The following is a 24,413-nucleotide window of genomic DNA, read 5'->3' as shown; positions in this document are numbered from 1 at the left end:
CGGACGAACCGCCTATTTCCGTCGGTTTCCGGTTAAATTCAATCTCGGCGTCAATTTCCCTCCGTGCTCTACACTGCGGTGGCCGTGCGCCGGGATCGCCGACAACGCTGTCGACTCGAGGACCGTCGAGCAATTCAGGAGTTGGGGGTACGCGTTGACCAGCGTTGCCGGAAGCATCAGGGCGGTAGGGACCGCCATGTCGATCGCAGCGGTGCTCGGCGGGGTCTGCGGGATCACTGCGGCCTCGGCCGCGCCGGTCGACATGGCACCGAAGGTCTACTCCAAGGTTTCCCGCGACGGGTGGACGCTCAACATCCAGCTGGACCGGGAAGTGGTCAACTCGGTGCCCAACCTGGCCAACGCCGCCGACTCACGTGAGGGCTTCGTCACCTTGTCGGGCACCGCCACGGCCAGCGGCGGCGCCGGCCAGATCACCGACAGCCTGTTCATCGTCGGCTACCAGCTGGGCTGCCAGCGCGATGTGTCGACGGGCCTGCAGTACGGCGGCACAGCCGGTGTCGCGCCCCAGGGCTCGGTCGGGCTCCCGTTCAGCGATGGCGCCAACATCGGGATCAGCGGCGGCGGAGCAGGATTCGTGCAGACCGTGGTGCAGCCGGGTGTCATCGTCGACCTCCCGTTGTCCAACATGGCCCTCAGCGAAGGTGGCCAGGCGATGATCGACATCGACAACATCCATGTCAAAGCAGACGCGTGCGGAGGCGATGTGACCATCCGGTCGTATGGTTATCTGCGTGTTTCGACCTCAGCGGCACACACCCAGTTCGCCGTCTACGGCGACCCCATCAAGATCTGAGTCGGACATGGCCACGCACTGGATGATCCCCGCGGCAGCATTCGCCGGACTGTTGGCTGCGATCGGCGCGCCCACCGCTGCGGCGGAGCCGCCGGACCTGCCGCCGGCTCCCCCGTACATTCCCGGCGACGTGTCGCCGCAACCGGGGAGTTTCTCCTACCCCTACAACATCATCGTGGTGGGCCCACCGGCCACCACTGACGCCCGAGGTGTGCGCATCACCACCAACGCCGCTGCGGGACAACAGCTCAGCGGTCTGCCGGGAAGCCAGCTCGGCAACACCGGACAGGCGCCGGGCAGCCTGACGAACTCCAGTGCCCTCAACGGCATCTCGGTCGGCAACTCTCATCCCGTGCCGCCCAACCCGGGAATCAACATCACCGCCGGGCCACAGACCAGTGTGCAGCTCGAGAACGCCGACGGGCAGTCGCCGCAATCGGTGCTGGGTATCGAGTCGGCGCTGCCCACCACGGACCCCACCATGCCGCAGATGGCTCTGGAGGACCCGCACGGTGCCCGTCCCGCGCTGCAAGCCCCCGCCGGTAACTGACCGCGGCGCCATCTGTTAGCGGGATGTTCACATGAGCGTGTATCCCCGGCCTCCCGGCACTGACATGGTCTACGGCGTGGACAGCGTCGGGGATGTCGAGGCGCTGCTGCTGTCGTTGCGCGGCGTCTGGGACGAGGAAGCCGTCGACGAACTGGACCATGCCCTGCAGTCGGCCGCCCGCGCGTTGGACGATGACGCCGACGATCAGCTGGTTCTCGCCGCCGCCCTGCACGACGTGGCGCACAGCCCACTGTTCGGTGAGGTCACCGACGCCCGCCACGACCGCGTGGCCCAGGAGTGGCTGACGCCGCGCTTCGGGCACCGTGTCGGCTGGCTCGCCGGTGCGCACGTGGCGGCCAAACGCTATCTGGCCGCCACCGACACCCGCTACGCCGCCGGCCTGTCCGGGGTGTCCCTCGCATCCCTGCGTGCGCAAGGCGGCGCAGTCGTCGACCCCGAGTTCGTCGACCATCCGTGGTGGGGCGACGCAGTTCGGTTGCGCCGCTACGACGACGCCGCCAAGATCCCCGGCGCCGCGCGGATCGAGATCGCCGATGTGCTCGCCGTGGCGGAACGCGTTGCCGCGCAGCGTCAGTAACGTTCCCGGCTCTGCGCCAGCGGTGGATACACCGTCGACGTCTCCCCATCGACCGTGGCGCCGGCGAACTGCAACATCGCCCGTACGTGGCCGTTTTGCGGTGCCGGGTCGCTCAGCTGAGGTTCGGAGACCTCGTCCAGCCGCCGCAGGTGTTCCGGTTCGAGGCTCAGGTCAAGCCCTGCGACGTTGTCCTCGAGGTGACCCAGCCGGCGGGCCCCGAGGATCGGGACGACACTTCCCGGCCTGGCCCGCAGCCAGGCCAGGGACACCGCGGCGGGGCTGGCGCCGATCTCGGCGGCCACCGCGGTCACGACATCGATCACCCGGAACTGGGCCTCGTCGGGCACACCGACGTGGTGGGCGCGCGCGGAATCCAAGACATCGCCCGTGCGCCGGTACTTTCCGGAGAGAAAGCCGTTCTTCAGCGGACTCCACGGCACCAGCGTCATACCTTGATCGCGCGCCAGCGGCGCGATCTCCCCTTCGATGGTCCGGGCCAGCAGCGAGTACTCCACCTGGAGGGCGATCAGCGGTGTCCACCCCTGGAGTACCGCCAACGTCTGCGCCTGTGCCGCCACCCACGCTGGATTGTTGGAGAAACCGATGTAGCGGATCTTGCCGGCGCGCACCAGATCGTCGAGTGCGCGCATGGTTTCTTCGATCGGGGTGTTGCGGTCCCAGTTGTGCAGCCAGTACACGTCCAAGTAGTCGGTGCGCATCCGGCGCAAGGTCTCGTCCAGTTGAGCGATGATCGACGACCGGCCGGCGCCGCCGGCATTGGGGTCACCGGGAAACAGATTGGTGAAGAACTTCGATGCCAGCACGACACGTTCCCGGCGGCCCGGGCGGTTGGCGAGGTAGTCACCGAGGATCGCTTCGGAGTGGCCGTTGGTGTAGAAGTTGGCGGTGTCGATGAAATTGCCGCCCAGGTCGAGGTAGGCCGACAGGATGCGTTCGGATTCCTCCACCGTACTGCCGGCACCGCCGACATCGGTTCCGAATGTCATGGCACCCAAGGCGAACGGACTCACCCGCAATCCTGACCGGCCGAGGGTGACGTAGTGATCGAGTGGCATGAGATGTGCTCCTTGGAGGCAAGTGAATGATGTACCCATCCAATGCCGCCGGCGCGTGCGGCGGTAGCTCGATCCGAGCCCGCTCTTGCACGATACTGCTCGATGTGCGCGGAACAGATCTGCCCCGACAAGAACGATGATGGAGTGAAGGCATGGGCTCCTCGGATGATGTGCTGAGGTCGATCCGCCACCGGATTGCCGCACACGCGCGCCCTGACCTCCACACCCCCATCGACGGCCTGCTGCTGTCGGCGGTGACGAAACCCGATCAGGTGCCGGAGTATTCACTCACCGAGCCACTCCTGGTGGTGATGGCCCAGGCAGGAAAGCGGCTGCTGCTCGGCGAGCGGGTGTACGAGTACCGCGCCGGCGACTGCTTGGTGGTGACCGCGGAGCTACCCGTCACCGGCCACTACCTCGACATCTCCCCCGGCGTCCCGTCCTTGTCGATGGGTATGGTGCTGCGGCCGGCCGCCGTGGCCGCCCTGTCGTTGCGCCTGCCGACCACCCGCCGTCACGCGGAGGCCGATCCCGCCGCCATCGCAACCGGACGCGCGGATCCCGACCTGCTCGACGCCGTCGACCGGATGCTGCGGCTACTCGACCGACCCGGCGACGCCCCGGTGCTGTTCCCGCTGATCGAGCAGGAGATCCTGTGGCGGGCATTGACCGGACCGCTGGGCGGGGTGGTTCGTCAGATCGGGTTGCCGGACAGCGACGTGACACACATCAACCGCGTCATCGCCTGGCTTCGTGACCACTACGCGGAACCGATGACCATCGACCACCTCGCCGATCTGGCGGGCATGAGCAGTTCGACGCTGCACCGGCGGTTCCGCGCGGTCACCGCGCTGAGCCCGTTGCAGTTCCAGAAGCGGATTCGGCTGCAGCACGCGCAGAGCCTTCTGCTGGCGCACCCCGGAGACGTCGCGGCCGTAGGTCATGCGGTGGGATACGACAGCGCTTCGCAGTTCACCCGCGAATACCGACGGATGTTCGGCGCGCCGCCCGGGCAGCACACCGCCGCCCTGCGGGTGCGCTCCGGTGGCTGAGTCCTCAGGTCAGAGAGTCCATCGGCATGCCGTGCTGGCCGATGACGGCACGGTCGGCGATCGCGGTCGCTGTGGCCGTGCCCGAGGTGACGGTCGCCGCAATGGCGACCTGATCGTTGACGGCAAAAGGTGTTGCGGCGGTGAATGATTGACCGCCGGCGCTGGTGACCGCCGTGGTGTTCGGGGTGACCACATACGTCTGGGTGAATCCGTTGTCACTGCGGGCGGTGATGGAATCGGCCGATACAGCCACCACCGTGCCCTGCTGGCTGGTGGTCTGGGGCTGCGCGATCTGAGGCTGCGCGGCCTGAGGCTGGGCCACTGCGTACGCGCTGGCGGTGGGCTGCTCACGGACGGTCTCCGGCTCAGAATGCGCGACCACCACGGCAGCGGAGAACCCAGCAAATGCGACGGCAATCGACGCCGGAAACCAGATGGCTCCAGCGGACCGCTTCACCACGCCGGCACGGGCCGCCTCTGGCGACCGGTCGGTTTCCGGTGCCGTTCGGTGCTTACCCGACATCTCGAAATCGCCTCCTAACGTGCCGCGGCGATGTCCTCTGACCTCGGCACTGCGATTGGCTGACGTGTGAATCTCTACCCCAGTACCCAAGTGGATAAACCGAGTCAGCTATTCCCGAGCTGCCGTTTTGGCCCCGGCGGTACTCGGGTACCACCTAATTGCGGAACGAAGTCGGGGCACGAGGACCACGTGGAGGGGAGACACACGTGACTGACCGAACCCCGGAACCGGCAAATGACGTCGTACGGGTGGGCAAACCAGGAATCGCCTTGATCATGATCGGTGTGCTCGCCTTTGTGGTCTGTGTGGTGGCGTTCGCCCTCGCCTGGGTGTCCGTGGGTACGTGGGCGGGCATCATCGCCCTGCTGTCCTCGGCCGCCGGTCTTGCCTGGCTCACCGACGAAGGCCGCCGCCAGCGCGGCAACCGTCCACTGGTGCCGGTGCGGAGGGCTCGTCCCGCCGGTACCGACTAGCTGCGACGACGGGCAGCGAATCCGGCGAGGAGTTATCCTGGCCCATTCCGGCTGCTACGCCGGGCCGCGCTGACAAGGATGGTCATGTCTGCTGGAACCGGCGCACCGCCACCCCGCATCGCCAGCCACATTCGGCTGACCTCACACAGCGGCGGGCCCGACGCACCCCTGCTCCGGTGGGGCGCACCGACCCCTGCAGAGCGGGGCCCGGTCATCGGCACCACCGGCTCGCGCGCCCACCGCAATGTCATCGGCACCCATTCCGGGTCCTACAGCGTCTACCGGGCCCTGGCCGTCGCCTCGGGGGCGCTGTCGCGCGAACACCGCGCCGACCTGACCAACACCGCACCCACCGACGTGGTGGGCCCGTACCGGCAGTGGAGTGATCCCGCCACGATCGTCAGCCTGGATCCCTGGGGTGCCGCGGTGGCGGACGTGTTTGCCGCCGACATCGCACGCGGAATGGACATCCGGCCCACCATCGCGGTCACCAAGGCACACGTTCAGCTTCCGGAGATCGCCGAGGCGATCAGCAGGGGCCGGCTGCACCCAGATGGGCGCCTACTGCTGCCCAGCGGGGCGGCCGTGGTCACGAAGGCCGCCATCGAACCGGTCTGGTGGCTGCCGGGAGTCGCCGCCCGTTTCGGCTGCACCGAGGCCGACCTGCGCCGGGTGCTGTTCGAAGAGACCGGGGGGATGTATCCGGAACTGGTGACTCGCGGAGACCTGGAAGTGTTCCTGCCGCCGATCGGTGGGCAGACGGTGTACATCTTCGGCGATCCGCGCGACCTGGCCGACCCGGCCGTCGAGCTGACTGCCCGCGTGCACGATGAGTGCAACGGCTCGGATGTGTTCGGCTCCGACATCTGCACCTGCCGGCCCTATTTGACCCACGCCATCGAGGAATGCATCGCCGGCACCCAACGCGGCGGCGTCGGACTGGTGGCGTACTCACGCAAGGAGGGCCGGGCACTGGGTGAGGTGACCAAGTTCCTGGTGTACAACGCCCGTAAACGTCAGGTCGGCGGGGACACCGCCGATCAATACTTCGCCCGCACCGAATGTGTTGCGGGAGTGCAGGATATGCGGTTCCAGGAACTCATGCCCGACGTGCTGCACTGGCTCGGCATCACCAAGATCCACCGCCTGGTGTCGATGAGCAACATGAAGTACGACGCCATCACCGGATCCGGTATCGAGGTCGGTGAGCGGGTCAACATCCCCGACGAGCTGGTCCCCGCCGATGCCCGCGTGGAGATCGACGCGAAGATGGCCGCGGGATACTTCACCCCCGGCCGCGCACCGGACGCCGAAGACCTGAAGAACACCGTCGGCCGGAGCCTGCACGGGTGAGCGCGCCGGCGGCGGTGGCCGAACTTCGCACCACCGCGGCGATCCGCACCCGCGCGCAACTCCTGCTCGAGCGCGCGCGAGCGGGCGAATCGCCCTGGCTCCTCGTTCACGACGACGCGCTGCCCACCGCGGCTGCCGTGGTCGCCGATCTGACGGTGCAACGCTTCCCTGACCTCCATATCCCTTTTCACAGTCGCTGGCGGCATTTCGAAGCCGGAGGCCTGGACCGGACCGCTGCGCTCCGGGAAGCCACGGGGTCAGGTGCCGACCTGGCCCGCACGACGATCGACCTGGCGGTGGTCAGCGTGCTGCTCGACGCCGGCTCGGGTCCCGACTGGCAGTACCGGGAAGCCGACACCGGGCAGACCCTGACACGTTCCGAAGGCCTCGGCGTCGCCAGCTGGCATGCCTTCGCGGCGGGACTGTTCTCCAGCGACCCGGCTCAGCCGCTGCAGGCCGACGCCGACGGGTTGCTGGGGCTCGACACCGAGAAGCTGAGCAACGCGTTCCAGGTCTGCGCCACCAACCCCCTCATCGGATTCGACGGGCGGGTCGCGCTGCTTCGCCGCCTTGGTACGGCGCTGCAACAGGCGCCCCAGGTTTTCGGCCCCGCCGGGCGACCAGGCGGCCTCTACGACGCTCTGGTGTCCGACGCCGGTGTCGTCGCCGCCCACGACATCCTGTCGCTGCTGTTGGACTCCCTGTCGGGAATCTGGTTGGCGGACAACATGATCGACGGTCAGCCCGTCGGGGACTGCTGGCCGCACCCGGCCGTGGGCTGGATGCCGTTCCACAAGTTGTCCCAGTGGCTGACGTATTCGCTGCTGGAACCGTTCGGTTGGGCGGGCATACAAGTGCAGGGCCTCGACGCGCTCACCGGCCTTCCGGAGTACCGCAACGGCGGATTGTTCCTGGACACCGGGGTGCTCGCCCTGCGCGACACCGACTGGGCCACCCACAGGTGGTCTGTCTCCGATGAATTGGTCGTCGAGTGGCGGGCACTAACTGTGGCGCTGATCGATGAACTGGCGCCACTGGTAAGGGACCGGCTCGACGTCGATGCCACCCAGATGCCGTTGGCCTGCATCCTCGAGGGTGGCACCTGGGCGGCCGGGCGCGCGCTGGCACGCCGCCACCGAGATGGCCTGCCCCCTCTGACCATCACCAGCGACGGGACGGTTTTCTGACAACATGAGCAACGTCGAGCTGATCGACCATCCTCTGGTGCAGCACAAGCTGACCCTGCTGCGGCAGAAAGAGGTGTCCACCAACAACTTTCGACGCCTGGTCAACGAGCTGTCGGCGTTGCTGACCTACGAGGTGCTGCGTGACATCCCGCTGCATGACGTCGAGATAGAGACGCCGCTGGAGACGATGACGGGCAAGGTGATCGACGGCAAGAAGCTGGTTTTCGTCTCGATCCTGCGCGCGGGAACCGGCATCCTGGACGGCATGTTGTCGGTGGTTCCCGGAGCCAGGGTGGGCCACATCGGTCTTTACCGGGACCCCAAGACGCTGATTGCCGTGGAGTACTACTTCAAGATGCCCCACGACATGCAGGAACGCGATGTCGTGGTGGTCGACCCGCTGTTGGCCACCGGGCACTCGGCCGTGGCCGCGGTGGACCGGCTCAAGGAATGCCACCCCAAGTCCATCAAGTTCGTCTGCCTGCTCACCTGCCCCGAGGGGCTTGCCACGCTGCACGATGCGCACCCTGACGTCCCGGTGTACACCGCCTCCGTCGACCGCGGACTCGACCAGCACGGTTACATCGTGCCCGGCCTCGGCGACGCGGGTGACCGGATGTTCGGTACCAAATAGCCGCTGGCCGTACAGTCGAATGATGCGAAGCGCCTTCCTGGTCCTGTTCGGCGTCATCATCGCGTTGTTCGGGCTGCTGTTCACGTTGCAGGGCTTCGGCGTGGTGCAGGGCAGCCCGATGAGCAACACCACCACCTGGTCGGTGCTCGGCCCGGTGGTGATCCTGATCGGCGCGGGGTTGATCTATCTGGGCCGGCGGCTGCGGCGCTAGGTCGCCTGCAGCGCACGGCTTTCCGTCACAGCGTGCCGAAGAACTCGATCCAGTTGCCGTCGGGATCGGCGACGAACAGCCACCCCATTCCCGGCACCGGCTCGAACTCGGTCAGCGGCTCCACCAGGTCATACCGCGAGGCCGCGACGCGCTCGGCCAGCTCGGTCAGATTCTTGACCGCGAACGAGAAATACTTGATTCCCGCTTCGGCGCGGCCACCGCCTTGTGCGGTCGGCTTCCCCGGGGGCGGGTCGTAGGTGACCAGCTTGACGACATTGCCGCCCAACGCGTACCGGCGCTGCGTCCCACCCGGAAATTCGAGCTCGGACTGGAATTCCAGCCCGAGGAAGTTTTCGTAGAACTCGATCATCGCCTCGAGGTTGGTGGTCACCACGGCCACCTCGAGATTCGGGCTGAGCAGATCCAGTTTGGCGGTCACGGGGTCATCGTGCCACGGCGGTCATGCACTCAGACCCCGAACTCGCCCAGTCTGGCTCCCCCGTGGCCAGCCTCGGACTCAGACCCCAACACCCGTCTGAGCTCCATCGACTGGCTCCTCCATCGACTGGCTCCTCCGTCGCCAGCCTCGGACTCAGACCCCAACACCCGTCTGAGCTCCATCAACTGGCTCCTCCGTCGCCAGCCTCGGACTCAGACCCCAACACCCGTCTGAGCTCCATCAACTGGCTCCTCCGTCGCCAGCCTCGGACTCAGACCCCGGTCCACGTCTCGTCGATCATCTCCGCCACATTGATCACCTTGGCCTGAACCGACTCGGGTGCGTCGATCTGCTCGCTGACATGCGCGGCGATAAACCGCCGGATCTCGGCGTCCACCCCGCCGATGATCCGGACGATTTCCCCGCGGATCGACTTCGACGCCACATGCACGCTGATATCGGTGGACCGCGGTTTGGCCACGTCGAGGATCAACAGCAGCGGTTCAGCGGCGCGGGCGGTGGCCCGCAGGGAGATCTCGCCGTCCACGGTGAACCGCTGCTTGTCCAGCCGCAGATCCACCAGCAGGTCGATCTCCAGCGGGATCCGGATCGAGAAGGTGATGGTCTCGCCGAGATGGCGCCTGGCCTTGGGCTCCTGGATCCTGACTCGGGCGGTGACCCGGGCCAGTCCCGCCGGCCCTTGCGCCATGGGACCCATCTCGAGCTGGTCACCGGCGATGTCCGCGAACGCCGCAGCCACCCGGTCTTCGGTGACCGCAACCTCGAAGAAGTTGCGGCCCCACCGCTCATAGGTCACATAGTCGTGCGAATCCATAGTGCTCCTACGTTCTCACAGCGAGTCCGCCACACTGTCCAGGTGAGCATTCGCGAGTCCACCGCTCCGCCGTTCGGCGCGCTGATGCGGCAGTGGCGCCAACGCCGCCGGCTCAGCCAACTGGACCTGGCCATCGGTGCCGATGTGTCTTCGCGTCACCTCAGTTTCATCGAGACCGGCAGGTCAGCACCCAGCCGGGCGATGGTGCTGCGCCTGGCCGCCGCTCTTGAGGTACCCCCTCGGGAGCAGAACCAACTGCTGGTGGCGGCGGGATTGGCACCTGAGTACACCGAGCGGTCCCTGGACGATCCCGAGATGGCCGCGATCCGCGAGGGTGTCGAGCGCGTCCTTAGCGCCTACGAGCCTTTCCCGTGCCTGGCCGTGGACCGCACCTGGAACATCCTGCGAGCGAACGCGAGCACCGCCGTGCTGTTGCGCGGGGTCGCGGCGCACCTGCTGGAGCAGCCAAACGCGTTACGCATCGCACTGCATCCCGACGGTCTGGCACCGCGCATACGCAATCTCGGGCAGTGGCGTCACCACCTGCTCGAGCGACTGCGCCGAGAGGTGGCGGTCAGCGGCGACGCGGCGTTGTCGGCCCTGCTGAACGAACTCCAGGATTACCCGGGTGACTCCGAGGACCACGACGAATCCGGCGCTGTGGTGGTGCCGCTGGAGCTTGCCACCGAGGACGGTGTGGTGCTGTCACTGCTGAGTACCGTCACGACCTTCGGCACCGCCCTGGATCTGACCGCGACCGAACTGAGCATCGAGGCGTTCCTGCCTGCCGACGCCGCGACCGCCGAGGCTCTGCGCTGATGCCGGGGCCGCACTACTCGATGCCGTTGCGGGTGCGCTACGTCGAGTGCGACATGCAGGGCCGGGTCTTCAACGCCCACTACCTCACCTGGGTGGACATGGCGCACACCGAGGCGCTGGGCGCGATCGTCGGTGACTACCGTGAACTGGTGGCCTCGGGCGTCGACGTGGTGGTCGCCGCGGCGCAGCTGCAGTTCCGCCGGCCGGCGGAATTCGATGACCGCCTGCAGATCCACGTGAGGTTCAAAACGCCCGGAAACACCTCTCTGCAAACCGAATTCACCATCGAACGCGACGGCGACGTCCTCGCCGAATGCGTGATGACCCACGTGTGCGTCGAGACCACGGGCTACCAGAAACGGCCATGGCCGGACTGGATCCGGGCGCGGCTGGCGCTCGTCAACTGAGCGGACGCGTCTCCCCGACGACATATTCGGCCATTGCCGCAGAACGGATCTGCGCGCCCTGCTCGTCGCTGGGCCCGCTCCCCCGGAACGCTTCCACAGCCTCCAGGGTCTCCCATCGCTCGAAGACGTTGATCCGCCCGGGATCGGTGAGGTCGGCGCTGATCGCGAAATCCAGGCAGCCCTGGGCGGTTCGGGCCTGCCGCACCACCGGGATGCACCCCCGGAGGTATTCCTCACGTTGGTCGGCGGCGACGATCAGGTGCCCGGCGACAATCAGCATGGCGGCTCCTTTCTGTCTGCCCATACCGACCCGGCGGCGCCGCAGAAGTCATCGGTAGTCGAGCAAGGACCGCCAGTCGTCTTCGGGGATCTCCCGCCCGGCCCGCATCATCATCGCCAGGCCGGACGCCATCGCGATGCCCAGCAGTCCGAGCCAGAGTCCGGCCACGGCGATGAGCACCCACAGCACCGTCCGGACCTCCGGCCACGGGCTCACCAACGCCAGCACCGGGGCGAACAGGAAGCCGGTGCCGATGTACCACGACGAACCCGCGCGATCGGATTTCAGGACGAACCGGAGCCAGCGCGGGAGCGGGGACTGCTCGGTGTTCATGGTTTTGACGATGCCGCTGCGGGCGCAGCCGGGCAATTACCTCTCACGTAGTACCGGATGAGCAGCACGATTGCGCAGTAGGGTCGTGACCATGAGTCACGACCACGGACCCCGACGGGATCTGCCTCCCGGTATGGCCGAACAACTGGATCTGCCCTATGCGGGTCTGGCCTCGTTCGGGCACCGGCCGTTTCTGACGGAAACCGACCAGCTCGAGTCCTGGCAGCCCGATGTCGCGATCGTGGGTGCACCGTTCGACGTCGCCACCACCAACCGGCCCGGTGCCCGGTTCGGCCCACGGGCCATCCGGGCCACCGCCTACGAGCCTGGTACGTATCACATGGATCTGGGGCTGGAGATCTTCGACTGGCTCGAGGTCGTCGACTTCGGTGACGCCTACTGTCCGCACGGCCAGACCGAGGTGTCGCATGCCAACATCCGTGAGCGGGTACACGCGGTGGCGTCGCGGGGCATCGTGCCGGTGGTGCTCGGCGGCGACCATTCCATCACCTGGCCCTCGGCCACCGCGGTCGCCGATGTGCACGGCTACGGCAACGTGGGCATCGTGCATTTTGATGCGCACGCCGACACCGCCGACATCATCGAGGGCAATCTGGCCAGTCACGGCACCCCGATGCGGCGGCTCATCGAGTCCGGCGCCGTTCCCGGCACCCACTTCGTGCAGGTGGGACTGCGGGGCTACTGGCCGCCGCAGGACACGTTCGAGTGGATGCTCGAGCAGGGCATGACCTGGCACACCATGCAGGAGATCTGGGAACGCGGTTTCAAGGAGGTCATGAAGACCGCGGTCAGCGAAGCCCTGGCGAAAGCCGAAAAGCTCTATCTGTCAGTCGATATCGACGTCCTGGATCCGGCGCACGCACCGGGGACGGGCACACCGGAACCCGGCGGCATCACCAGCGCGGACCTGCTGCGGATGGTGCGTCAACTGTGCTACGAGCACGACGTCGCCGGTGTCGATGTGGTGGAGGTGGCACCCGCCTACGACCACGCCGAACTGACCGTCAACGCCGCGCACCGAGTGGTGTTCGAGGCCCTGGCCGGAATGGCGGCACGACGCCGCGACGCCGCGGGCGGTAAACCCGGGCACCCGTCACCGCTGGCGCGATGAACTGACCGCTTGACCGTCCAGCCCGAGCGAGCGTGTTTGCACGCCCACGCTGCGCGTGTCGCGTACAAACACGCTCGGTCGCGCTATTACTTTGTGGCGGTAGCGGTGTCGGATTCGTAGCCGCAGATCGCGTCGACCTTATCGGCGGACTTGCTGTTCGGGTCGAACTCGTAGTCGAGCCACTCGCGGACCAGCCGGCGGCCCAGCTCCAGGCCGATCACGCGCTGGCCCACGCAGAGCACCTGCGCGTTGTTCGACAGCACCGAGCGCTCCACCGAGAAGCTGTCGTGGGCGGTCACGGCGCGGATTCCGGGCACCTTGTTGGCGCTGATCGCCACCCCAAGACCGGTGCCGCACACCAGAAGTGCACGATCAGCCTTGCCCTCGGCGACCAGGCGGGCCGCCGCGACCGCGATGTGCGGGTAGGCGGTGTCCTCATCGGTGCCGACACCGACGTCCGTCACCTCGGCCACCCGCTCGTCGCTACGAAGGTCACCCTTGAAAGCTTCCTTGTACTCGTAACCGGCGTCGTCGGATCCGACGACGATCCGCAGATTGGACGGCATCACTTGTCTCCTCTTGCTTTCAGGGTGTCGGCGACGGTGTTTGCGCACATCGCCAGTGAGGTGGCGCCAGCGTCGGGGGTGCCGATACTGCGTTCGGCCAGGGGGCGGGCGCGCCCGACCTTGGGCCGCAGGTCGGCGGTGGCTTTGGCGGCATCGGTGGCCACCTGCGCGGCGGCGCGCCACGCGTCCTGCCACTGTTCGCCAGCACCGACTCGTCGCTCCAGTTCCTCTACGAACGGAAGCAGTGCATCGAGCATCGTCTTGTCGCCCGGCTGTGCACCACCGAGTTTGATCAACGCGTCGTAGCCGTCGCGCATTCCGGCTGCCACCGTTGCCGATTCGGGTCGACCGGTATCGCCCAGCCGGGCCCCGAGCGCCGAGAGCATGGCGCCCCACAGCACACCCGAGGTGCCACCGGCCTTGGCGGCCCACTCCTTGCCCGCGGCGGCCAGCACCGAGCCGGTGCCGCCGCCGTCGGCCGCCGCGCGCTGCGCCGCGGTGCGGGCCGCCGACGAACCCTTGACCATGCCGCGGCCGTGATCGCCGTCGCCGGCCACCGCGTCGATACGGCCCAGCTCGTCCTCGGCGGCGGCGAGCATATCGGCGATGTCGTTGATGGCGCGGGCGACGAGCTGACCTCCGCGACGGCCGTCCTCGTCGGAGAGCTCGGAGAGCACCGGCGCCTCGGCGGCGGCGTCGGCGGCGGCATCGGTGCGCCGCTCCCCCACCTGCGCCGTCGCGGCACCTTTGCGGTAGGCCGGGCTGTCGGCGGGCGCGGTCCAGTACTTCTCGAGTTCGTCGTCGAGCCACATCACCGTCAGCGAGCATCCGGCCATGTCCAGGCTGGTGACGAGCTCGCCGACTTCGGGCTCGACGATCTCGAAACCCTTGTCGCGCAACAGTTGTGAGGCGGTACCCCACACGACGAACAGCTCTTCGTACTTGGTACGGCCCAGGCCGTTGAGGATCACCGCGATGCGCTTGGACGAGTTCTCCGGGTAGTCGCCGATGACGCCGTCCACCAGCGTCTTGGCCAGCTCTGCCGCGGTGGGCATGGGCTCGTCGGCCACGCCGGGCTCACCGTGGATGCCCAGACCCAGGCCCATGTGCCCTTCGGGCACGGTGAACAGCGGGTGATCGGCGCCGGGCATGGTGCAGCCGTCGAACGCGACGCCGAGGGTGCGGGTGGCGTCGTTGGCGGCCTTGGCGACCCGCACCACACCGGCCAGGTCCAGACCGTCCTCGGCGGCGGCGCTGGCACACTTGAACACGGTGAAATCGCCTGCGATACCGCGTCTTTTGGCTTCCTCGCCCTTGGGTGCGCTGGCCACGTCGTCGGTGACGGCGAAGTATTCGGCCTCGATGCCCTCATTGCGCAGCTGCGTGACGGCCAGCCCGAAGTTCATCACGTCGCCGGCGTAGTTGCCGGTGGTCAACAGCACACCGGCATCGCTGTGCGCGGCGCGGGCCACCGAGGCGGCCTCCTCGGCCGACGGTGAGGTGAAGATGTTGCCCACCACGGCGCCGTCGGCGAAACCGGGTCCCACGGTGCCGCAGAATGCCGGGTAGTGCCCGGAGCCGCCGCCGATGACCACCGCGACCTTGCCGGGCGCAGTCTTGTTGGCGCGCACCACACCGCCGGGCACCCCGGCGACGTATCGAGAGTTGGCGTCGAGGAAGCCGACGAGCATGTCCTCGGTGAACCGGGCGGGATCGTTGAAGAGTTTGGTCATCGCAGCCGGTCTCCACTGTCTGCGTCGAACAGGTACACCCGCTCGGCCGGTGCAGTGACGCTCACGCGCTGTTCAGGCTCATAGCTTTCCTGCGCGGGAGTCTGAACGACGATTCCCTCTTCCATACCCGCAACCGTACTGGTCGCCAGTCCGAACTCGAGAAGGTGCTCGAAGTACGCCACCGTGGCTGTGATGCCGGCCCCACCGGGCTCCTCGGCGGTGTTCAGCGCACAATCCTGTGGCCGGATGCCCACCGTCACGCGGGTGCCGTCGGCGACATTCTTCACGCCGGTGTCCAGGTATCCCCCGGCCTCACCGATGCGCACCCGCACCCGCCCGCCGTCGACGTGCGCGGTGCCCCGCAGCACGTTGATCTGGGGCTCGCCGACGAACGTGGCGACGAACAGGTTGGCCGGGTCGTCGAACACCTCATCGGGGGTTCCGAACTGCTGGACGATGCCGGCGTCCATCACCGCGAGGCGGTCGGCCAGCGACAACGCCTCCACCTGATCGTGGGTCACGACGATGGTGGTGTAACCGAATTCGCGTTGCAGCACCTTGAGTTCGCGGCGAACCCGTTGCCGCGCAGAGGCATCCAAGTGACTGAGTGGCTCATCCAACAGCAGCACCGGTGGGTTGCGCACCAGTGCCCGCGCCAGGGCGACGCGCTGCTTCTGTCCACTCGAGAGCCCCGCGGGACGGAGTTCGAGAAGCTCGTTCATCTCCAGCCGGTCGCAGATCGAGGCCACCATCTGGTCGGCGCCTTTGACCTTGCGGGCTTTGAGGCCGTAGAGCAGATTGTCGCGGATGGACATCGGCGGGTAGAGCGCATAACTCTCGAACCCCACACCGATCCCGCGTTTGGCGGCCGGCAGTTGTGAGATCTCGCGGTCGCCGATCTTGATCGAGCCGCTGGTCACCGTCTCAAGACCCGCGATCATCCGCAGCGTGGTGGTCTTGCCGCAGCCCGACGGGCCCAACAGGGCGACGAGTTCACCCGGCTCGATGTCGAGGTTGATGCCCTTGACCGCGGTCACCTTGTCGCGGCCCCGGGTGGCGTAGGTCTTCACGAGGTCACTGAGGGTGAGGCTCTGCGCCGTGCTGGTTCTCTCCGCGGTGGCGGTCACTGTGCGGCCTCCAGGCTCGATCGGTGGGTGTGGGTCAACCGGGCGGTGTCACCGTCGCCGGTACCGAAGACGTGCACGTCGCTGTCGGCGATCTTCATCGTCACGTTGTCGCCCTCCCCGACGCCGTGGCGTCCCGAGGTGAGCACGATCAGCTGCGCGCCGTCGACGTCGACGGTGAGCTCGATGTTGCGGCCCAGCCGCTCGGCCAGGATCACCCGGCCGTGCAATGAGCCTTCACCACTGGTGACGTGAATATCGGAGGGCCGCAACCCGACTCGCACCCGGTCTCCGCGATTGACGTCGGCATCGGCCGGGATGGCGACAGCTAGATCCTTACCCGAGCCGGTTCCCAGCCTTATCCGGCCGTCGTCGACCACCCCGTCGAGGATGTTGATCTCCGGCTGGCCCAGGGCCTTGGCGACGAACGTGTCTGCCGGGCTGCGCCAGATCTCGTCGGGCGTGCCGATCTGGACCAGTTGCCCCGCACGCATGACCCCGATCCGGTCGCCCAGCGCGAGCGCTTCCTGGTAGTCGTGGGTGACGTAGATCGTCGTCGTATTACTCATGGCACCAAGCTGTTTGAGTTCAGCACGCATCTGGGCGCGCAGTTTGGCGTCCAGGTGGCTCAACGGTTCGTCGAGCAGGTACACATCAGCGGGGCGCACCAGCACCCGGCCCAATGCCACCCGCTGCCGTTGCCCGTTGGACAGCTCCCTCGGGAAGCGCTTCAGCAGATGGTTGATGCCCAGGGTCTTGGTCACCTGATCGATACGCTCGGTCTGCTGTGCGTCGGTGTACTTTCCGGTCCGGCCCGATTTCAGCGGCGACGCCAGGTTCTGGCTGACCGTCTTCTGCGGGTAGAGGGCGTAACTCTCGAACGCCATGGCCACATTGCGGTGGTACGGCTCCACCATGGTCACGTCCACTCCGGCGATGGACACCGACCCCGAGTCGACGTCCACCAGCCCGGCAATGGACTTCAGCGTGGTGGTCTTACCGGCGCCGCTGGGCCCGAGGATGACGAAGAACTCGCCGTCGGCGATGTCGACGCTGATCCCGTCGACAGCTCGGGTTTTCCCGTATGACTTGTGCAGGTCCTTGACAGATATGGTTGCCATCAGGCTTTCACCGCCCCGAACGACAGGCCCCGCACCAGGTATCGCTGGATGGTCAGGGCGAGGATGAGTGGTGGCAATGCGGCGATGAGCGCTGCCGCGGCCGTGAGGTTGTAGTACGCCTGTCCGCCGCCGCCGAGGAACTTGGTGATGGCGACGGTGACCGTGCCGGCGTTGCTGTCGGCCAGAATCAGGGGGAACACGTAGTTGTTCCACGCGAAGATGAACGCCAGCAACGCCGCGGCAGCGATGCCCGGTCGCACGATCGGCAGCGCCACCATGATGAAAGCCCTTGTGCGCGTGTAGCCGTCCAGGAGCGCCGCCTGCTCGAGGTCTTCGGGCAGGTCCTGGAAGTACGACCGCAGGATCCACACCACCAGCGGCATGGTGACCAGCTGCAGCACCCAGATCATGCCGACCTTGGTGTCGAACAGCCCGATCTGGTTGTAGATGACGAACAACGGCACGATGACCATCAGTTCCGGGGCGAACCGGAACGACAGCATCTGGAACATCAGGTCGTTGGATCCCTTGTACTGCCAGCGGCCGGCGGCGTAGGCGGCCGGAATGCCGATGACGAGCGAGACGATCACTGCGCCACCGCAGTTCAGCAGGCTGGTCAGCAGCGCGGCTTTGAAGTCCACGCTGGTCATCTCGGTGCCCCGGTCAGACAGGACGGTGGCGAAGTTCGACCACGTGGGGCTGAAGGAGAAATAGGTGGTGGTCTGCTGTTCGGCGTTCTTCAGGGCCAGCATCAGCATCCAGAAGATCGGGAACAGCGAGAAGATGAACCAGAACACCAGCCCGACGTCTGCGGCCACCGCCCCGATGGACCAGCGCTTCTGCCCGGGCAGCAACTCGCTTCTCGACAGTGCCATGACTTACGACTCCGCTCCGGCAGCACGACGCTGCGCCTTGCCGAGCACGCTCACCAGGTAGCGCGCCGTGATGAACACGATGATCCACAGCAGCAGCATGTAGGTGCTGCCCCGGGAGTAATCGAGGTTGATGATCGAGTCCTCGAAGGCACCGATCTGCAGCGTGCGGGTGGCCACACCCGGACCGCCCGCCGTCAGCACGTAGATGTGGTCGAAAACCTTCAGGTTGTCCATGAACCGGAAGATGACGGCCACCAGGATGTAGGGCCACAGCATCGGCAGCATCAGCTTGCGGAACATGTAGAACCAGTTGGCACCGTCGACCTCGGAGGCCTCGAACGGCTCCCGAGGCAGCGAGCGGATACCGGCCAGGACCAGGATCGCCACGAACGGGGTGAAGATCCAGATGTCGACCAGGATCACCGAGAACAGCGCGTTGCCGGCCGATAGCCAGTCGAAGGTGTTGCCCAGTGCCAGAACGTGATTGAGGATGCCGAACTGAGGGTTGAACATCAGCTTCCAGATGACACCCGCGATCACCGGGGCGATCATGAGCGGCAGGATCAACACCTTCTCGAAGATCTTGCCGATGATCGACGAGCGGTTGAGCAGCAGCGCCAGGCCTACGCCCAGCACCGTCTCGATGAAGGTGGCGAGCACCGCGAACGTGGCGGTGACCTGGACGCTCTTCCAGAACACCTGATCGCCCAGCACGGAGGCGAAGTTGTCGAACCAGATGAAGTGCGGATCAGGGTTGACCGCGGCGTAATTGAGGAAGGCGTAGTAGGCGCCGACCACGAACGGATACAGAATGCCGATCACGATGAGTACGGCCGGCACCGAGAGCAGATACGGCCGCAGCTTGCGCCGCCAGGTCGGTACCTCGGGCAGTTTGTGACCGCGGGCGGCGGCAGACTGCTCCGGCGAACTGGCCGGTGCCTTGGGAGTCTGAGTTGTCATGGATGCCACGGCTCCTAGAGGTTGACCTTGGAGGTGTTGGTCTTGGCCAGGCTGGCCAGGCGGGACCTGGCGTCATCGCCGCCGTAGATGTCCTGCAGTGCTACCGCCCAGTTCTGGGTGGTGTCGAAGAACTTCTTCTGCGGCGTGAACTGGATCTTGGATTCCCCGATGACGGTCTCGAATGCTTCGAGGTAGCCGTACTGGTCGGCCGCGACGCGCTTGAAGGTGGTGTCGAACACCGACTGGCGCACCGGGTCGGCGTAGGTGCCGCCCTCGACGGCCTTGTTCATCGCGTCCTTACCGGTGGCCCACTGGATGAACAGCCAGGCGGGCAGCTTGTTGCGGGAGTTGGCGCTCATGGCCCAACTCCAGGTCCACAGGTTGGTCTTGTAGTTGCCGTCGGGCCCGGCCGGTCCGGCGTACCAGGCGATGTTGCCGGCTTCCTTGCTGGCGCCCGGTTTGTTCTTCGGATAGGTGGCGCTGTCGGCGTCGAAGACCATCATGGCCTTGCCGTCACCGAGATCGCCGGTGGCATTGGGATAGTCGTAGGTGGTCCACGATGTCGGCCCGGCCCGGTGCTGCAGGTCGATCCACTTCTCGGTGAACTCGACCGCCGCGTCGCTGCCCATCTCGGCCACCAGTTCCCGGCCGTTCCAGGTGTAGTCCACGGCACCCTGGCGCACGTACTGCGTCATGAAACCGGGGTGAATGGTGGCCCAGGACTTCGACCCTCGGGTCGACAACCCGTACTGGTTGGCCGACCGGTCGGTCAGGTCCACGGCGAGCTGGATGAAGTCATCCAAGTTGTCGGGCAGCTTGGTGATGCCCTTCTCGTCGAAGATGCGCTTGTTGTAGGCGACGACGTTGTTCTCGAAGCCCCACGGGATCGCCCACTGGCCGCCGGTGCCCAGCGGGTTACCCAGGGTGAAGTCCCAGCGGGTCGAGGTGCGCAGACCTTCGAAGATGTCCTCGAAGTCGTACTCGGCGCTGGTGGCCGACGAGTTCTCCAGCCACGGCTTGAGGTCTTCGACCCACCCGGGCGGGCCGTACTGCCAGATGAAGTACGCGCCGAGCATGAACGCGTCGTGTTTACCGGAGCCACCGGCCAACTCGGTGTTCAGTTTGGTGAAGTAGTCGGCCTCGGGTACCAGGTCGACGTTGACATTGATGCCGGTGAGCTCGGTGAACTCGGCCAGCAGCGGCTGATACGACAGCTGGTACGGGTGCGGGGTCTGCAGGATGTTGATGGTCTGCCCCGACGCCTTCTTCCAGTCGAAGCCGCCAGTGACATCGGCGGCGCCGTTGGGTGCGGGCGGGTTGCCGCCGACACCGCACGCCGACAGCAGCGGCACGCTGGCTGCGGCGGCGCCGGCAAGGCCCATGGCCGCCAACATGTTTCGCCGCGACATCTGCGGGCCCTGAAAGCCCGGTCGGGACTGTTTACGCATGCTCGATTGCCCTTCGCTCAGGCCGGGATCAGGGAGACTTTGACGGATTCCTTGCCGCTGCCCACCAGATCGAGGCCCTTTTGGAATTCGCTCAACGGCAGCTGATGCGTGCAGATCTCGTCCATCGGCAGTACGCCGGACTCGAGCATCTTGATGGCGGCCGGCCAGCAGTACGCACCGAGGTGGGCGCCCAACACGTCGAGTTCCTTGTCGTCGCTGATGATGCTCCAGTCGACGGTGACGTCACTGCCGAACACGCTGTATTCGACGTAGCGGCCGCACTTACGCAGCAGGTTGAGTCCTTGTGCCACCGCAGCGGGATGGCCGGTGCCCTCGAGGTACACGTCGGCGCCGTAACCCTCGGTGAGGTCTTTGACGATCTTCTCGGCGTCCTCTTCGGCGATGTTGATGGCCAGATCGGCGCCGCATTTCTTGGCCAGCTTCAACTTCTCGGGCGCCATGTCGAGGGCGATCACCCGCGCCACGTTCTTGGCCTTCGCGCCGGCGATCATGCCGAGTCCGATGGGCCCACAGCCGGCCACCACGACGGTGTCTTCGAAGGTCAGTTGGGCCCGCTCGACCGCGTGCAGCGCACACGACAGCGGCTCGACGAATGCCGCATGGGCGGGCGGAATCTCACCGGAGATCTTGTGTACCAGGGCTTCTACGGGATAGGTCATGTAGCTGGCCATCGCCCCGGGCGTGCGGCGCTTGAAACCGTAGAGATCGTGCGGTTGGCACATGTGGTACTGACCGCGCTTGCAGAACCGGCACTCCCAGCACGGCACGATCTGCTCGGACGTCACCCGGTCGCCCACGGCGATGTTCCAGCGCTTGGCGGCTTCGTCGTCGAGTTCGACGACGCGCCCGACGAATTCGTGTCCCGGAATGACCATGGTCTCGGCCCAGGCGGGGCGGTTCTCGTCGCCCCAGAACTTGGCGGCGCCGTGGTAGCACTTCAGGTCGCTGGCACAGATGCCGACGGCTTCGACGCGGATCAGCGCCTCACCCGGTCGACGCTGGGGTACCGCGACCTCCTCGAGGCGATAGTCGTTGGGCCCGTGACAGACGACTGCCTGCATCTTTTCGGGGATTCGATCGGTCATCAGCTAGCTCCTGAGCGCATCGAGGTATCGGCCTGCGAGAGGTGTTCTTGTCTGCTCACACCGCCTCGTGCGGTGTGGGTGGAGTCACAGTATGCGACCCGCTGCATATTTGTCCAGAACGGATGTTCACCGAACGCAGATCGCGAACAGGTGTTCAATGTCATACTCTTCTGGTGCCCCGACCTGCACACTCATCCAACCCAGCCGGTATCGCGCCAAACGCCGACCTCTCGGTGTCTGACGGCGAATCCGGCCACTTCCCGGCGGCGTTGCTCTACTCGGCAGCGAAGCTCTACTACACCGAGGACGCCACCCAAGCCGACGTGGCCGCGCAGCTCGGCTGTAGCCGCGCCACGGTGAGTCGCCTTCTGGCCGAGGCCAAACGGCGCGGGATCGTGCGCATCGAGGTGGTGCCGCCCGCCGAGATCTCCTCGGGCGACCTCGCCGACCGGCTATCCAGGGCGCTCGCGCTGACGACGGTGTTCCTCAGCCTGCCCGTGCCCAACCCTGGGCCAGGGCGAACCGTTCTGGATGTGATGGGCAGCGTGCTCGCCCCGGCGGTCGGTCGTGCGCTCACCGCCGCGGGCCTGTTGCCCGGCGACATCCTGTTGGTCTCCTCGGGGCGGACCGTGTACGAGGTGGCGCAGTTCGACCTCGTGCCGCTACCCGGTGTGCTGGTGGCACCCACCGTCGGCGGCAACGACCAGCCCGACGAGTGGTACCAGACCAACGAGATCACCCGGCTGGTGGCCAACCGTGTCGGCGGACGCGCCAACTACCTCTTCGCGCCGGCGCTGCCCGGCCCGGATCTCTACCCGTCGCTGCTGAAGGACCCGAGTATTCAGCGGGTACTGCACCTGTGGCCCCATGCCCGCTGCGCGCTGATGGGAATCGGCGCGCCGCCGCTGCTGCGCTCGGACATCCCGCAATTCGTTCCCACCCGGTCGAACTCGCTGCGCGACGCCGTCGGTGACGTGTGCTCCCGGTTCTACGACCGCGAAGGCCGGGAAGTGCCGTTCGAAGGCGGGGACCGACTGATCGCCGTCGAACTCGAAGCCTTACGCCACATCCCGGTGACCATCGGTGTGGCCGTGGGCGCGGACAAGGTCGAATCGATCATCGCCGGCGCCCGCGGCGGGTATTTCAATCAACTGGTCACCGATCCGGCCACCGCCGAAGCTGTGCTGGAGCGCGTCGGCCACGACGAGGCCTGAGGACGGCTTAGAGCCGGCCGCTCGTGGTTACTGCGGCCGGCTTTAGCGTCACCCTCGGGTTACGGATCGTCGGGGGCGAGGATCCGGTCCGGGTGGTGATACACATTCACGCGGGATTGCCCGCAGTCCAGCTCCGGAGGCGGAATCCACTCCGTAACCCCATCTTCGGGGCGATTCCTGGTGGTCCACCCGGTGGTTTCGACCATCCGGTTATCCTGCCCGCACGCCAGGGTGAGGTCTTCGATGTTCGTGTCGCCGCCGTCTTTCCAGTCCTGGTTGGCGTGATGGGCTTGGCAGCGGTAGCCGCTCGCGGTGCAGCCGGGCATGGTGCAACCCCCGTGTTGCGCGAGCAGCATGATCCGCTGCCCCCGTGAGGCGGTGCGCCGCGCGCGGCCAAGGTGCAGGGGAATGCCATTGCCGTCGAACAGGGCCAGGTAGTGGAAGGCGTGGGAGGCCATCCGGATGACATCGGGCATTGGGATCAAGGTGCCGCCGGCGGTCAGGCCGTGCCCAACACCCTTTTCGATATCGGTGAGGTTGGCTTTGACGATGACGGTGACGGGCAAGCCGTTGTGCTGGCCGAGTTCCCCGGAGGCCAGGATGGCGCGGCCGATCGCCACCAGGGCATCGTGATTGCGTTGACCCTGAGTGCGAGTGTCGGTGCGGGCTTTGTCGGCATCGGGTTCGCCGTCGACCTGGGGTGTGTCGTCGGCGGGGTTGCACATGCCCGGTGCAGCCAGTTTGGCCTGTACCGCTTCCAGGGTGGCGGCGCATTCCGGGGTGAGCCCGCCGCGTACCGGGACGTTGCCGTCGACGTCTTGCTTGCCGATGGTGAAGTATCGGCTGGCTTGACGGTCGACGTCGGTGTACTCGCCGTCCTGGCTGAGCAGGTACCTCAACCGGTCGGCGACCTGATTGAACCCGTCGACGTTCAGGTTCGAGGCGTGGCGGGCCAGGTCGGCTTCGGCGGCTTCGCGGCCGGAGAAGTCCACACACGCGGGCAGTTTCTTGAAGAACTTCTTCACCGCGGCCACATGCTCGGGCCCGATGGTTCCTTTGACTTGGGCGGCCGCGATGTTCGGCAGCGCTGGCTCCAACGGTTCCCCAGTCAGTGCGGTCCGCGGACCGAGCAATTGAGCGTTGTTGAGGCGGCGGGCGGCGTCGGCTTCACTGATCCGCAACCGCGCCGCGAGGGCCTTCTTGAAGCTGGTGGAGCCCAACTGCTTCGGCGTGCACTCCGAGGTCAGGCGCTGATACACCGTGTGATCGAGCACTGGCTGCATCCAGGCGACGGTTTCGCGGCGCTGCTGCAGCTCCAACAACTCCATTGGCGTGAACGCATCTATCGACAAGCCGTTCATCTGCGCGGTCAGTTCTTCGATCTGGGCTTGGGCAGCCAGCATCGCCTCCTTGTCGGGCGATCGCTGAAATACCCATACCATTGAAGCTAGAGCCAGGGTCCGACAAGAATCCGCGTTTTGTGACACCTGATACTCAAGTGGCGCAGGGGATTTCACAATACCGGACTGCGAGTTGGGGCGGGATCCAGA

The 24,413-nt window shown here is 66.4% G+C and carries 28 protein-coding genes; 13 read left to right on the top strand and 15 right to left on the bottom strand.

Going from position 1 to position 24,413, the window contains the following annotated elements; all coding sequences use genetic code 11:
* Positions 1 to 196 precede the first annotated feature (196 nt).
* The 3 genes from NL241_RS17355 to NL241_RS17345 all read left to right on the top strand — a co-directional run bounded on the left by NL241_RS17355 (position 197) and on the right by NL241_RS17345 (position 1,962).
* On the top strand, positions 197 to 814 hold the full coding sequence (locus NL241_RS17355; protein ID WP_494398189.1) for an MspA family porin: 618 nt from the start codon (positions 197 to 199) through the stop codon (positions 812 to 814).
* A 7-nt stretch (positions 815 to 821) separates the two neighbouring features.
* Positions 822 to 1,364: a hypothetical protein gene (locus NL241_RS17350; RefSeq protein WP_487694609.1), complete on the top strand. Its 543-nt coding sequence runs from the start codon at positions 822 to 824 to the stop codon at positions 1,362 to 1,364.
* Between the two features lie 64 nt (positions 1,365 to 1,428).
* Positions 1,429 to 1,962: an HD family phosphohydrolase gene (locus NL241_RS17345; protein WP_494398329.1), complete on the top strand. Its 534-nt coding sequence runs from the start codon at positions 1,429 to 1,431 to the stop codon at positions 1,960 to 1,962.
* Here NL241_RS17345 and NL241_RS17340 read toward each other — a convergent pair.
* Positions 1,956 to 3,038 carry an aldo/keto reductase gene (locus NL241_RS17340; protein ID WP_494398188.1) on the bottom strand — a complete coding sequence of 361 codons (1,083 nt, stop codon included), beginning with the start codon at positions 3,036 to 3,038 and terminating at the stop codon, positions 1,956 to 1,958. The genes NL241_RS17345 and NL241_RS17340 overlap by 7 nt on opposite strands.
* A 152-nt stretch (positions 3,039 to 3,190) precedes the next feature.
* Between NL241_RS17340 and NL241_RS17335 the strand changes: the two genes are divergently transcribed.
* A complete protein-coding gene (locus NL241_RS17335) occupies positions 3,191 to 4,090 on the top strand; it encodes an AraC family transcriptional regulator (RefSeq protein WP_494398187.1) in 900 nt (299 codons plus the stop codon).
* A gap of 4 nt (positions 4,091 to 4,094) precedes the next feature.
* Here NL241_RS17335 and NL241_RS17330 read toward each other — a convergent pair whose 3' ends face one another.
* Complete coding sequence (locus NL241_RS17330) at positions 4,095 to 4,613, bottom strand: hypothetical protein (RefSeq protein ID WP_494398186.1); 519 nt, start codon at positions 4,611 to 4,613, stop codon at positions 4,095 to 4,097.
* 206 nt (positions 4,614 to 4,819) lie between these two features.
* Here NL241_RS17330 and NL241_RS17325 point away from each other — a divergent pair, with 206 nt between their 5' ends.
* The 5 genes from NL241_RS17325 (at position 4,820) to NL241_RS17305 (ending at position 8,471) form a co-directional block, all read left to right on the top strand.
* Positions 4,820 to 5,086: a LapA family protein gene (locus NL241_RS17325; protein ID WP_487694603.1), complete on the top strand. Its 267-nt coding sequence runs from the start codon at positions 4,820 to 4,822 to the stop codon at positions 5,084 to 5,086.
* Positions 5,087 to 5,170: 84 nt separating this feature from the next.
* On the top strand, positions 5,171 to 6,439 hold the full coding sequence (locus NL241_RS17320; RefSeq protein WP_487694601.1) for a GTP cyclohydrolase II: 1,269 nt from the start codon (positions 5,171 to 5,173) through the stop codon (positions 6,437 to 6,439).
* Entirely contained in the window at positions 6,436 to 7,626 is a 1,191-nt protein-coding gene (locus NL241_RS17315) for a URC4/urg3 family protein (RefSeq protein ID WP_494398185.1), read from the top strand. The genes NL241_RS17320 and NL241_RS17315 overlap by 4 nt, the downstream gene beginning before the upstream one ends.
* A gap of 4 nt (positions 7,627 to 7,630) precedes the next feature.
* Positions 7,631 to 8,260, top strand: a complete 630-nt coding sequence (upp, locus tag NL241_RS17310) for a uracil phosphoribosyltransferase (protein ID WP_494398184.1) — start codon at positions 7,631 to 7,633, stop codon at positions 8,258 to 8,260.
* A 22-nt stretch (positions 8,261 to 8,282) separates the two neighbouring features.
* Positions 8,283 to 8,471: a hypothetical protein gene (locus NL241_RS17305; protein ID WP_487694598.1), complete on the top strand. Its 189-nt coding sequence runs from the start codon at positions 8,283 to 8,285 to the stop codon at positions 8,469 to 8,471.
* 25 nt (positions 8,472 to 8,496) lie between these two features.
* Here NL241_RS17305 and NL241_RS17300 read toward each other — a convergent pair whose 3' ends face one another.
* Positions 8,497 to 8,910 carry a VOC family protein gene (locus tag NL241_RS17300; RefSeq protein WP_494398183.1) on the bottom strand — a complete coding sequence of 138 codons (414 nt, stop codon included), beginning with the start codon at positions 8,908 to 8,910 and terminating at the stop codon, positions 8,497 to 8,499.
* A gap of 271 nt (positions 8,911 to 9,181) precedes the next feature.
* Positions 9,182 to 9,745 (bottom strand): hypothetical protein, encoded by a 564-nt coding sequence (locus NL241_RS17295; RefSeq protein ID WP_487697437.1) that lies wholly within the window; start codon positions 9,743 to 9,745, stop codon positions 9,182 to 9,184.
* An 84-nt stretch (positions 9,746 to 9,829) separates the two neighbouring features.
* On the opposite strand from NL241_RS17295, the gene NL241_RS17290 reads away from it, so the two are divergent.
* Both NL241_RS17290 and NL241_RS17285 read left to right on the top strand, forming a co-directional pair.
* On the top strand, positions 9,830 to 10,564 hold the full coding sequence (locus NL241_RS17290) for a helix-turn-helix domain-containing protein (protein ID WP_494398328.1): 735 nt from the start codon (positions 9,830 to 9,832) through the stop codon (positions 10,562 to 10,564).
* A complete protein-coding gene (locus tag NL241_RS17285) occupies positions 10,564 to 10,971 on the top strand; it encodes an acyl-CoA thioesterase (protein ID WP_494398182.1) in 408 nt (135 codons plus the stop codon). The genes NL241_RS17290 and NL241_RS17285 overlap by 1 nt, the downstream gene beginning before the upstream one ends.
* On the opposite strand, the gene NL241_RS17280 is transcribed toward NL241_RS17285, so the two are convergent.
* Positions 10,964 to 11,251 (bottom strand): putative quinol monooxygenase, encoded by a 288-nt coding sequence (locus NL241_RS17280; protein ID WP_494398181.1) that lies wholly within the window; start codon positions 11,249 to 11,251, stop codon positions 10,964 to 10,966. The two genes, NL241_RS17285 and NL241_RS17280, sit on opposite strands and share 8 nt — an antisense overlap.
* A 48-nt stretch (positions 11,252 to 11,299) precedes the next feature.
* A complete protein-coding gene (locus tag NL241_RS17275) occupies positions 11,300 to 11,584 on the bottom strand; it encodes a hypothetical protein (protein WP_494398180.1) in 285 nt (94 codons plus the stop codon).
* Between the two features lie 91 nt (positions 11,585 to 11,675).
* Between NL241_RS17275 and speB the strand changes: the two genes are divergently transcribed.
* Positions 11,676 to 12,716, top strand: coding sequence for an agmatinase (gene speB / locus NL241_RS17270; protein WP_487697443.1), 1,041 nt, complete (start codon positions 11,676 to 11,678; stop codon positions 12,714 to 12,716).
* Between the two features lie 86 nt (positions 12,717 to 12,802).
* On the opposite strand, the gene NL241_RS17265 is transcribed toward speB, so the two are convergent.
* The 8 genes from NL241_RS17265 to eltD form a co-directional block, all read right to left on the bottom strand.
* Complete coding sequence (locus NL241_RS17265; RefSeq protein WP_487695805.1) at positions 12,803 to 13,282, bottom strand: ribose-5-phosphate isomerase; 480 nt, start codon at positions 13,280 to 13,282, stop codon at positions 12,803 to 12,805.
* Positions 13,282 to 15,015: a D-erythrulose 4-kinase gene (gene derK, locus NL241_RS17260; RefSeq protein ID WP_494398179.1), complete on the bottom strand. Its 1,734-nt coding sequence runs from the start codon at positions 15,013 to 15,015 to the stop codon at positions 13,282 to 13,284. Before derK ends, NL241_RS17265 begins: the two co-directional genes overlap by 1 nt.
* Entirely contained in the window at positions 15,012 to 16,142 is a 1,131-nt protein-coding gene (locus NL241_RS17255) for an ABC transporter ATP-binding protein (protein WP_487695807.1), read from the bottom strand. The genes derK and NL241_RS17255 overlap by 4 nt, the downstream gene beginning before the upstream one ends.
* The gene (locus tag NL241_RS17250; RefSeq protein WP_487695809.1) at positions 16,139 to 17,260 is read right to left on the bottom strand and encodes an ABC transporter ATP-binding protein; all 1,122 of its coding nucleotides are present in this window, start codon (positions 17,258 to 17,260) and stop codon (positions 16,139 to 16,141) included. Before NL241_RS17250 ends, NL241_RS17255 begins: the two co-directional genes overlap by 4 nt.
* On the bottom strand, positions 17,260 to 18,135 hold the full coding sequence (locus NL241_RS17245) for a carbohydrate ABC transporter permease (protein ID WP_487695810.1): 876 nt from the start codon (positions 18,133 to 18,135) through the stop codon (positions 17,260 to 17,262). Before NL241_RS17245 ends, NL241_RS17250 begins: the two co-directional genes overlap by 1 nt.
* 3 nt (positions 18,136 to 18,138) lie before the next feature.
* On the bottom strand, positions 18,139 to 19,095 hold the full coding sequence (locus NL241_RS17240; protein ID WP_487695812.1) for a carbohydrate ABC transporter permease: 957 nt from the start codon (positions 19,093 to 19,095) through the stop codon (positions 18,139 to 18,141).
* Positions 19,096 to 19,109: 14 nt separating this feature from the next.
* The gene (locus NL241_RS17235; protein WP_494398327.1) at positions 19,110 to 20,489 is read right to left on the bottom strand and encodes an extracellular solute-binding protein; all 1,380 of its coding nucleotides are present in this window, start codon (positions 20,487 to 20,489) and stop codon (positions 19,110 to 19,112) included.
* A 71-nt stretch (positions 20,490 to 20,560) separates the two neighbouring features.
* Positions 20,561 to 21,649: an erythritol/L-threitol dehyrogenase gene (gene eltD / locus NL241_RS17230; RefSeq protein ID WP_487695814.1), complete on the bottom strand. Its 1,089-nt coding sequence runs from the start codon at positions 21,647 to 21,649 to the stop codon at positions 20,561 to 20,563.
* 173 nt (positions 21,650 to 21,822) lie between these two features.
* Here eltD and NL241_RS17225 point away from each other — a divergent pair, with 173 nt between their 5' ends.
* Positions 21,823 to 22,863 (top strand): sugar-binding transcriptional regulator, encoded by a 1,041-nt coding sequence (locus tag NL241_RS17225; protein WP_487695816.1) that lies wholly within the window; start codon positions 21,823 to 21,825, stop codon positions 22,861 to 22,863.
* Between the two features lie 59 nt (positions 22,864 to 22,922).
* Here NL241_RS17225 and NL241_RS17220 read toward each other — a convergent pair whose 3' ends face one another.
* A complete protein-coding gene (locus tag NL241_RS17220) occupies positions 22,923 to 24,266 on the bottom strand; it encodes an HNH endonuclease signature motif containing protein (protein ID WP_494398178.1) in 1,344 nt (447 codons plus the stop codon).
* Positions 24,267 to 24,413 lie beyond the last annotated feature (147 nt).

The sequence above is a fragment of the Mycolicibacterium sp. SMGY-1XX genome, from assembly GCF_059132455.1.
Note: the sequence above shows the minus strand (reverse complement) of the source record. Positions and strands in the feature narration are given on the sequence as shown.

Coding starts and splice junctions, on each gene's coding strand:
- NL241_RS17355 (WP_494398189.1), top strand. CDS start 197: ATGTCGATCGCAGCGGTGCTCGGCGGGGTCTGCGGGATCACTGCGGCC.
- NL241_RS17350 (WP_487694609.1), top strand. CDS start 822: ATGGCCACGCACTGGATGATCCCCGCGGCAGCATTCGCCGGACTGTTG.
- NL241_RS17345 (WP_494398329.1), top strand. CDS start 1,429: ATGGTCTACGGCGTGGACAGCGTCGGGGATGTCGAGGCGCTGCTGCTG.
- NL241_RS17340 (WP_494398188.1), bottom strand. CDS start 3,038: ATGCCACTCGATCACTACGTCACCCTCGGCCGGTCAGGATTGCGGGTG.
- NL241_RS17335 (WP_494398187.1), top strand. CDS start 3,191: ATGGGCTCCTCGGATGATGTGCTGAGGTCGATCCGCCACCGGATTGCC.
- NL241_RS17330 (WP_494398186.1), bottom strand. CDS start 4,613: ATGTCGGGTAAGCACCGAACGGCACCGGAAACCGACCGGTCGCCAGAG.
- NL241_RS17320 (WP_487694601.1), top strand. CDS start 5,171: ATGTCTGCTGGAACCGGCGCACCGCCACCCCGCATCGCCAGCCACATT.
- upp (WP_494398184.1), top strand. CDS start 7,631: ATGAGCAACGTCGAGCTGATCGACCATCCTCTGGTGCAGCACAAGCTG.
- NL241_RS17305 (WP_487694598.1), top strand. CDS start 8,283: ATGCGAAGCGCCTTCCTGGTCCTGTTCGGCGTCATCATCGCGTTGTTC.
- NL241_RS17295 (WP_487697437.1), bottom strand. CDS start 9,745: ATGGATTCGCACGACTATGTGACCTATGAGCGGTGGGGCCGCAACTTC.
- NL241_RS17290 (WP_494398328.1), top strand. CDS start 9,830: ATGCGGCAGTGGCGCCAACGCCGCCGGCTCAGCCAACTGGACCTGGCC.
- NL241_RS17285 (WP_494398182.1), top strand. CDS start 10,564: ATGCCGGGGCCGCACTACTCGATGCCGTTGCGGGTGCGCTACGTCGAG.
- NL241_RS17280 (WP_494398181.1), bottom strand. CDS start 11,251: ATGCTGATTGTCGCCGGGCACCTGATCGTCGCCGCCGACCAACGTGAG.
- NL241_RS17275 (WP_494398180.1), bottom strand. CDS start 11,584: ATGAACACCGAGCAGTCCCCGCTCCCGCGCTGGCTCCGGTTCGTCCTG.
- speB (WP_487697443.1), top strand. CDS start 11,676: ATGAGTCACGACCACGGACCCCGACGGGATCTGCCTCCCGGTATGGCC.
- NL241_RS17265 (WP_487695805.1), bottom strand. CDS start 13,282: ATGCCGTCCAATCTGCGGATCGTCGTCGGATCCGACGACGCCGGTTAC.
- derK (WP_494398179.1), bottom strand. CDS start 15,015: ATGACCAAACTCTTCAACGATCCCGCCCGGTTCACCGAGGACATGCTC.
- NL241_RS17250 (WP_487695809.1), bottom strand. CDS start 17,260: ATGGCAACCATATCTGTCAAGGACCTGCACAAGTCATACGGGAAAACC.
- NL241_RS17245 (WP_487695810.1), bottom strand. CDS start 18,135: ATGGCACTGTCGAGAAGCGAGTTGCTGCCCGGGCAGAAGCGCTGGTCC.
- NL241_RS17240 (WP_487695812.1), bottom strand. CDS start 19,095: ATGACAACTCAGACTCCCAAGGCACCGGCCAGTTCGCCGGAGCAGTCT.
- NL241_RS17235 (WP_494398327.1), bottom strand. CDS start 20,489: ATGTTGGCGGCCATGGGCCTTGCCGGCGCCGCCGCAGCCAGCGTGCCG.
- eltD (WP_487695814.1), bottom strand. CDS start 21,649: ATGACCGATCGAATCCCCGAAAAGATGCAGGCAGTCGTCTGTCACGGG.
- NL241_RS17220 (WP_494398178.1), bottom strand. CDS start 24,266: ATGCTGGCTGCCCAAGCCCAGATCGAAGAACTGACCGCGCAGATGAAC.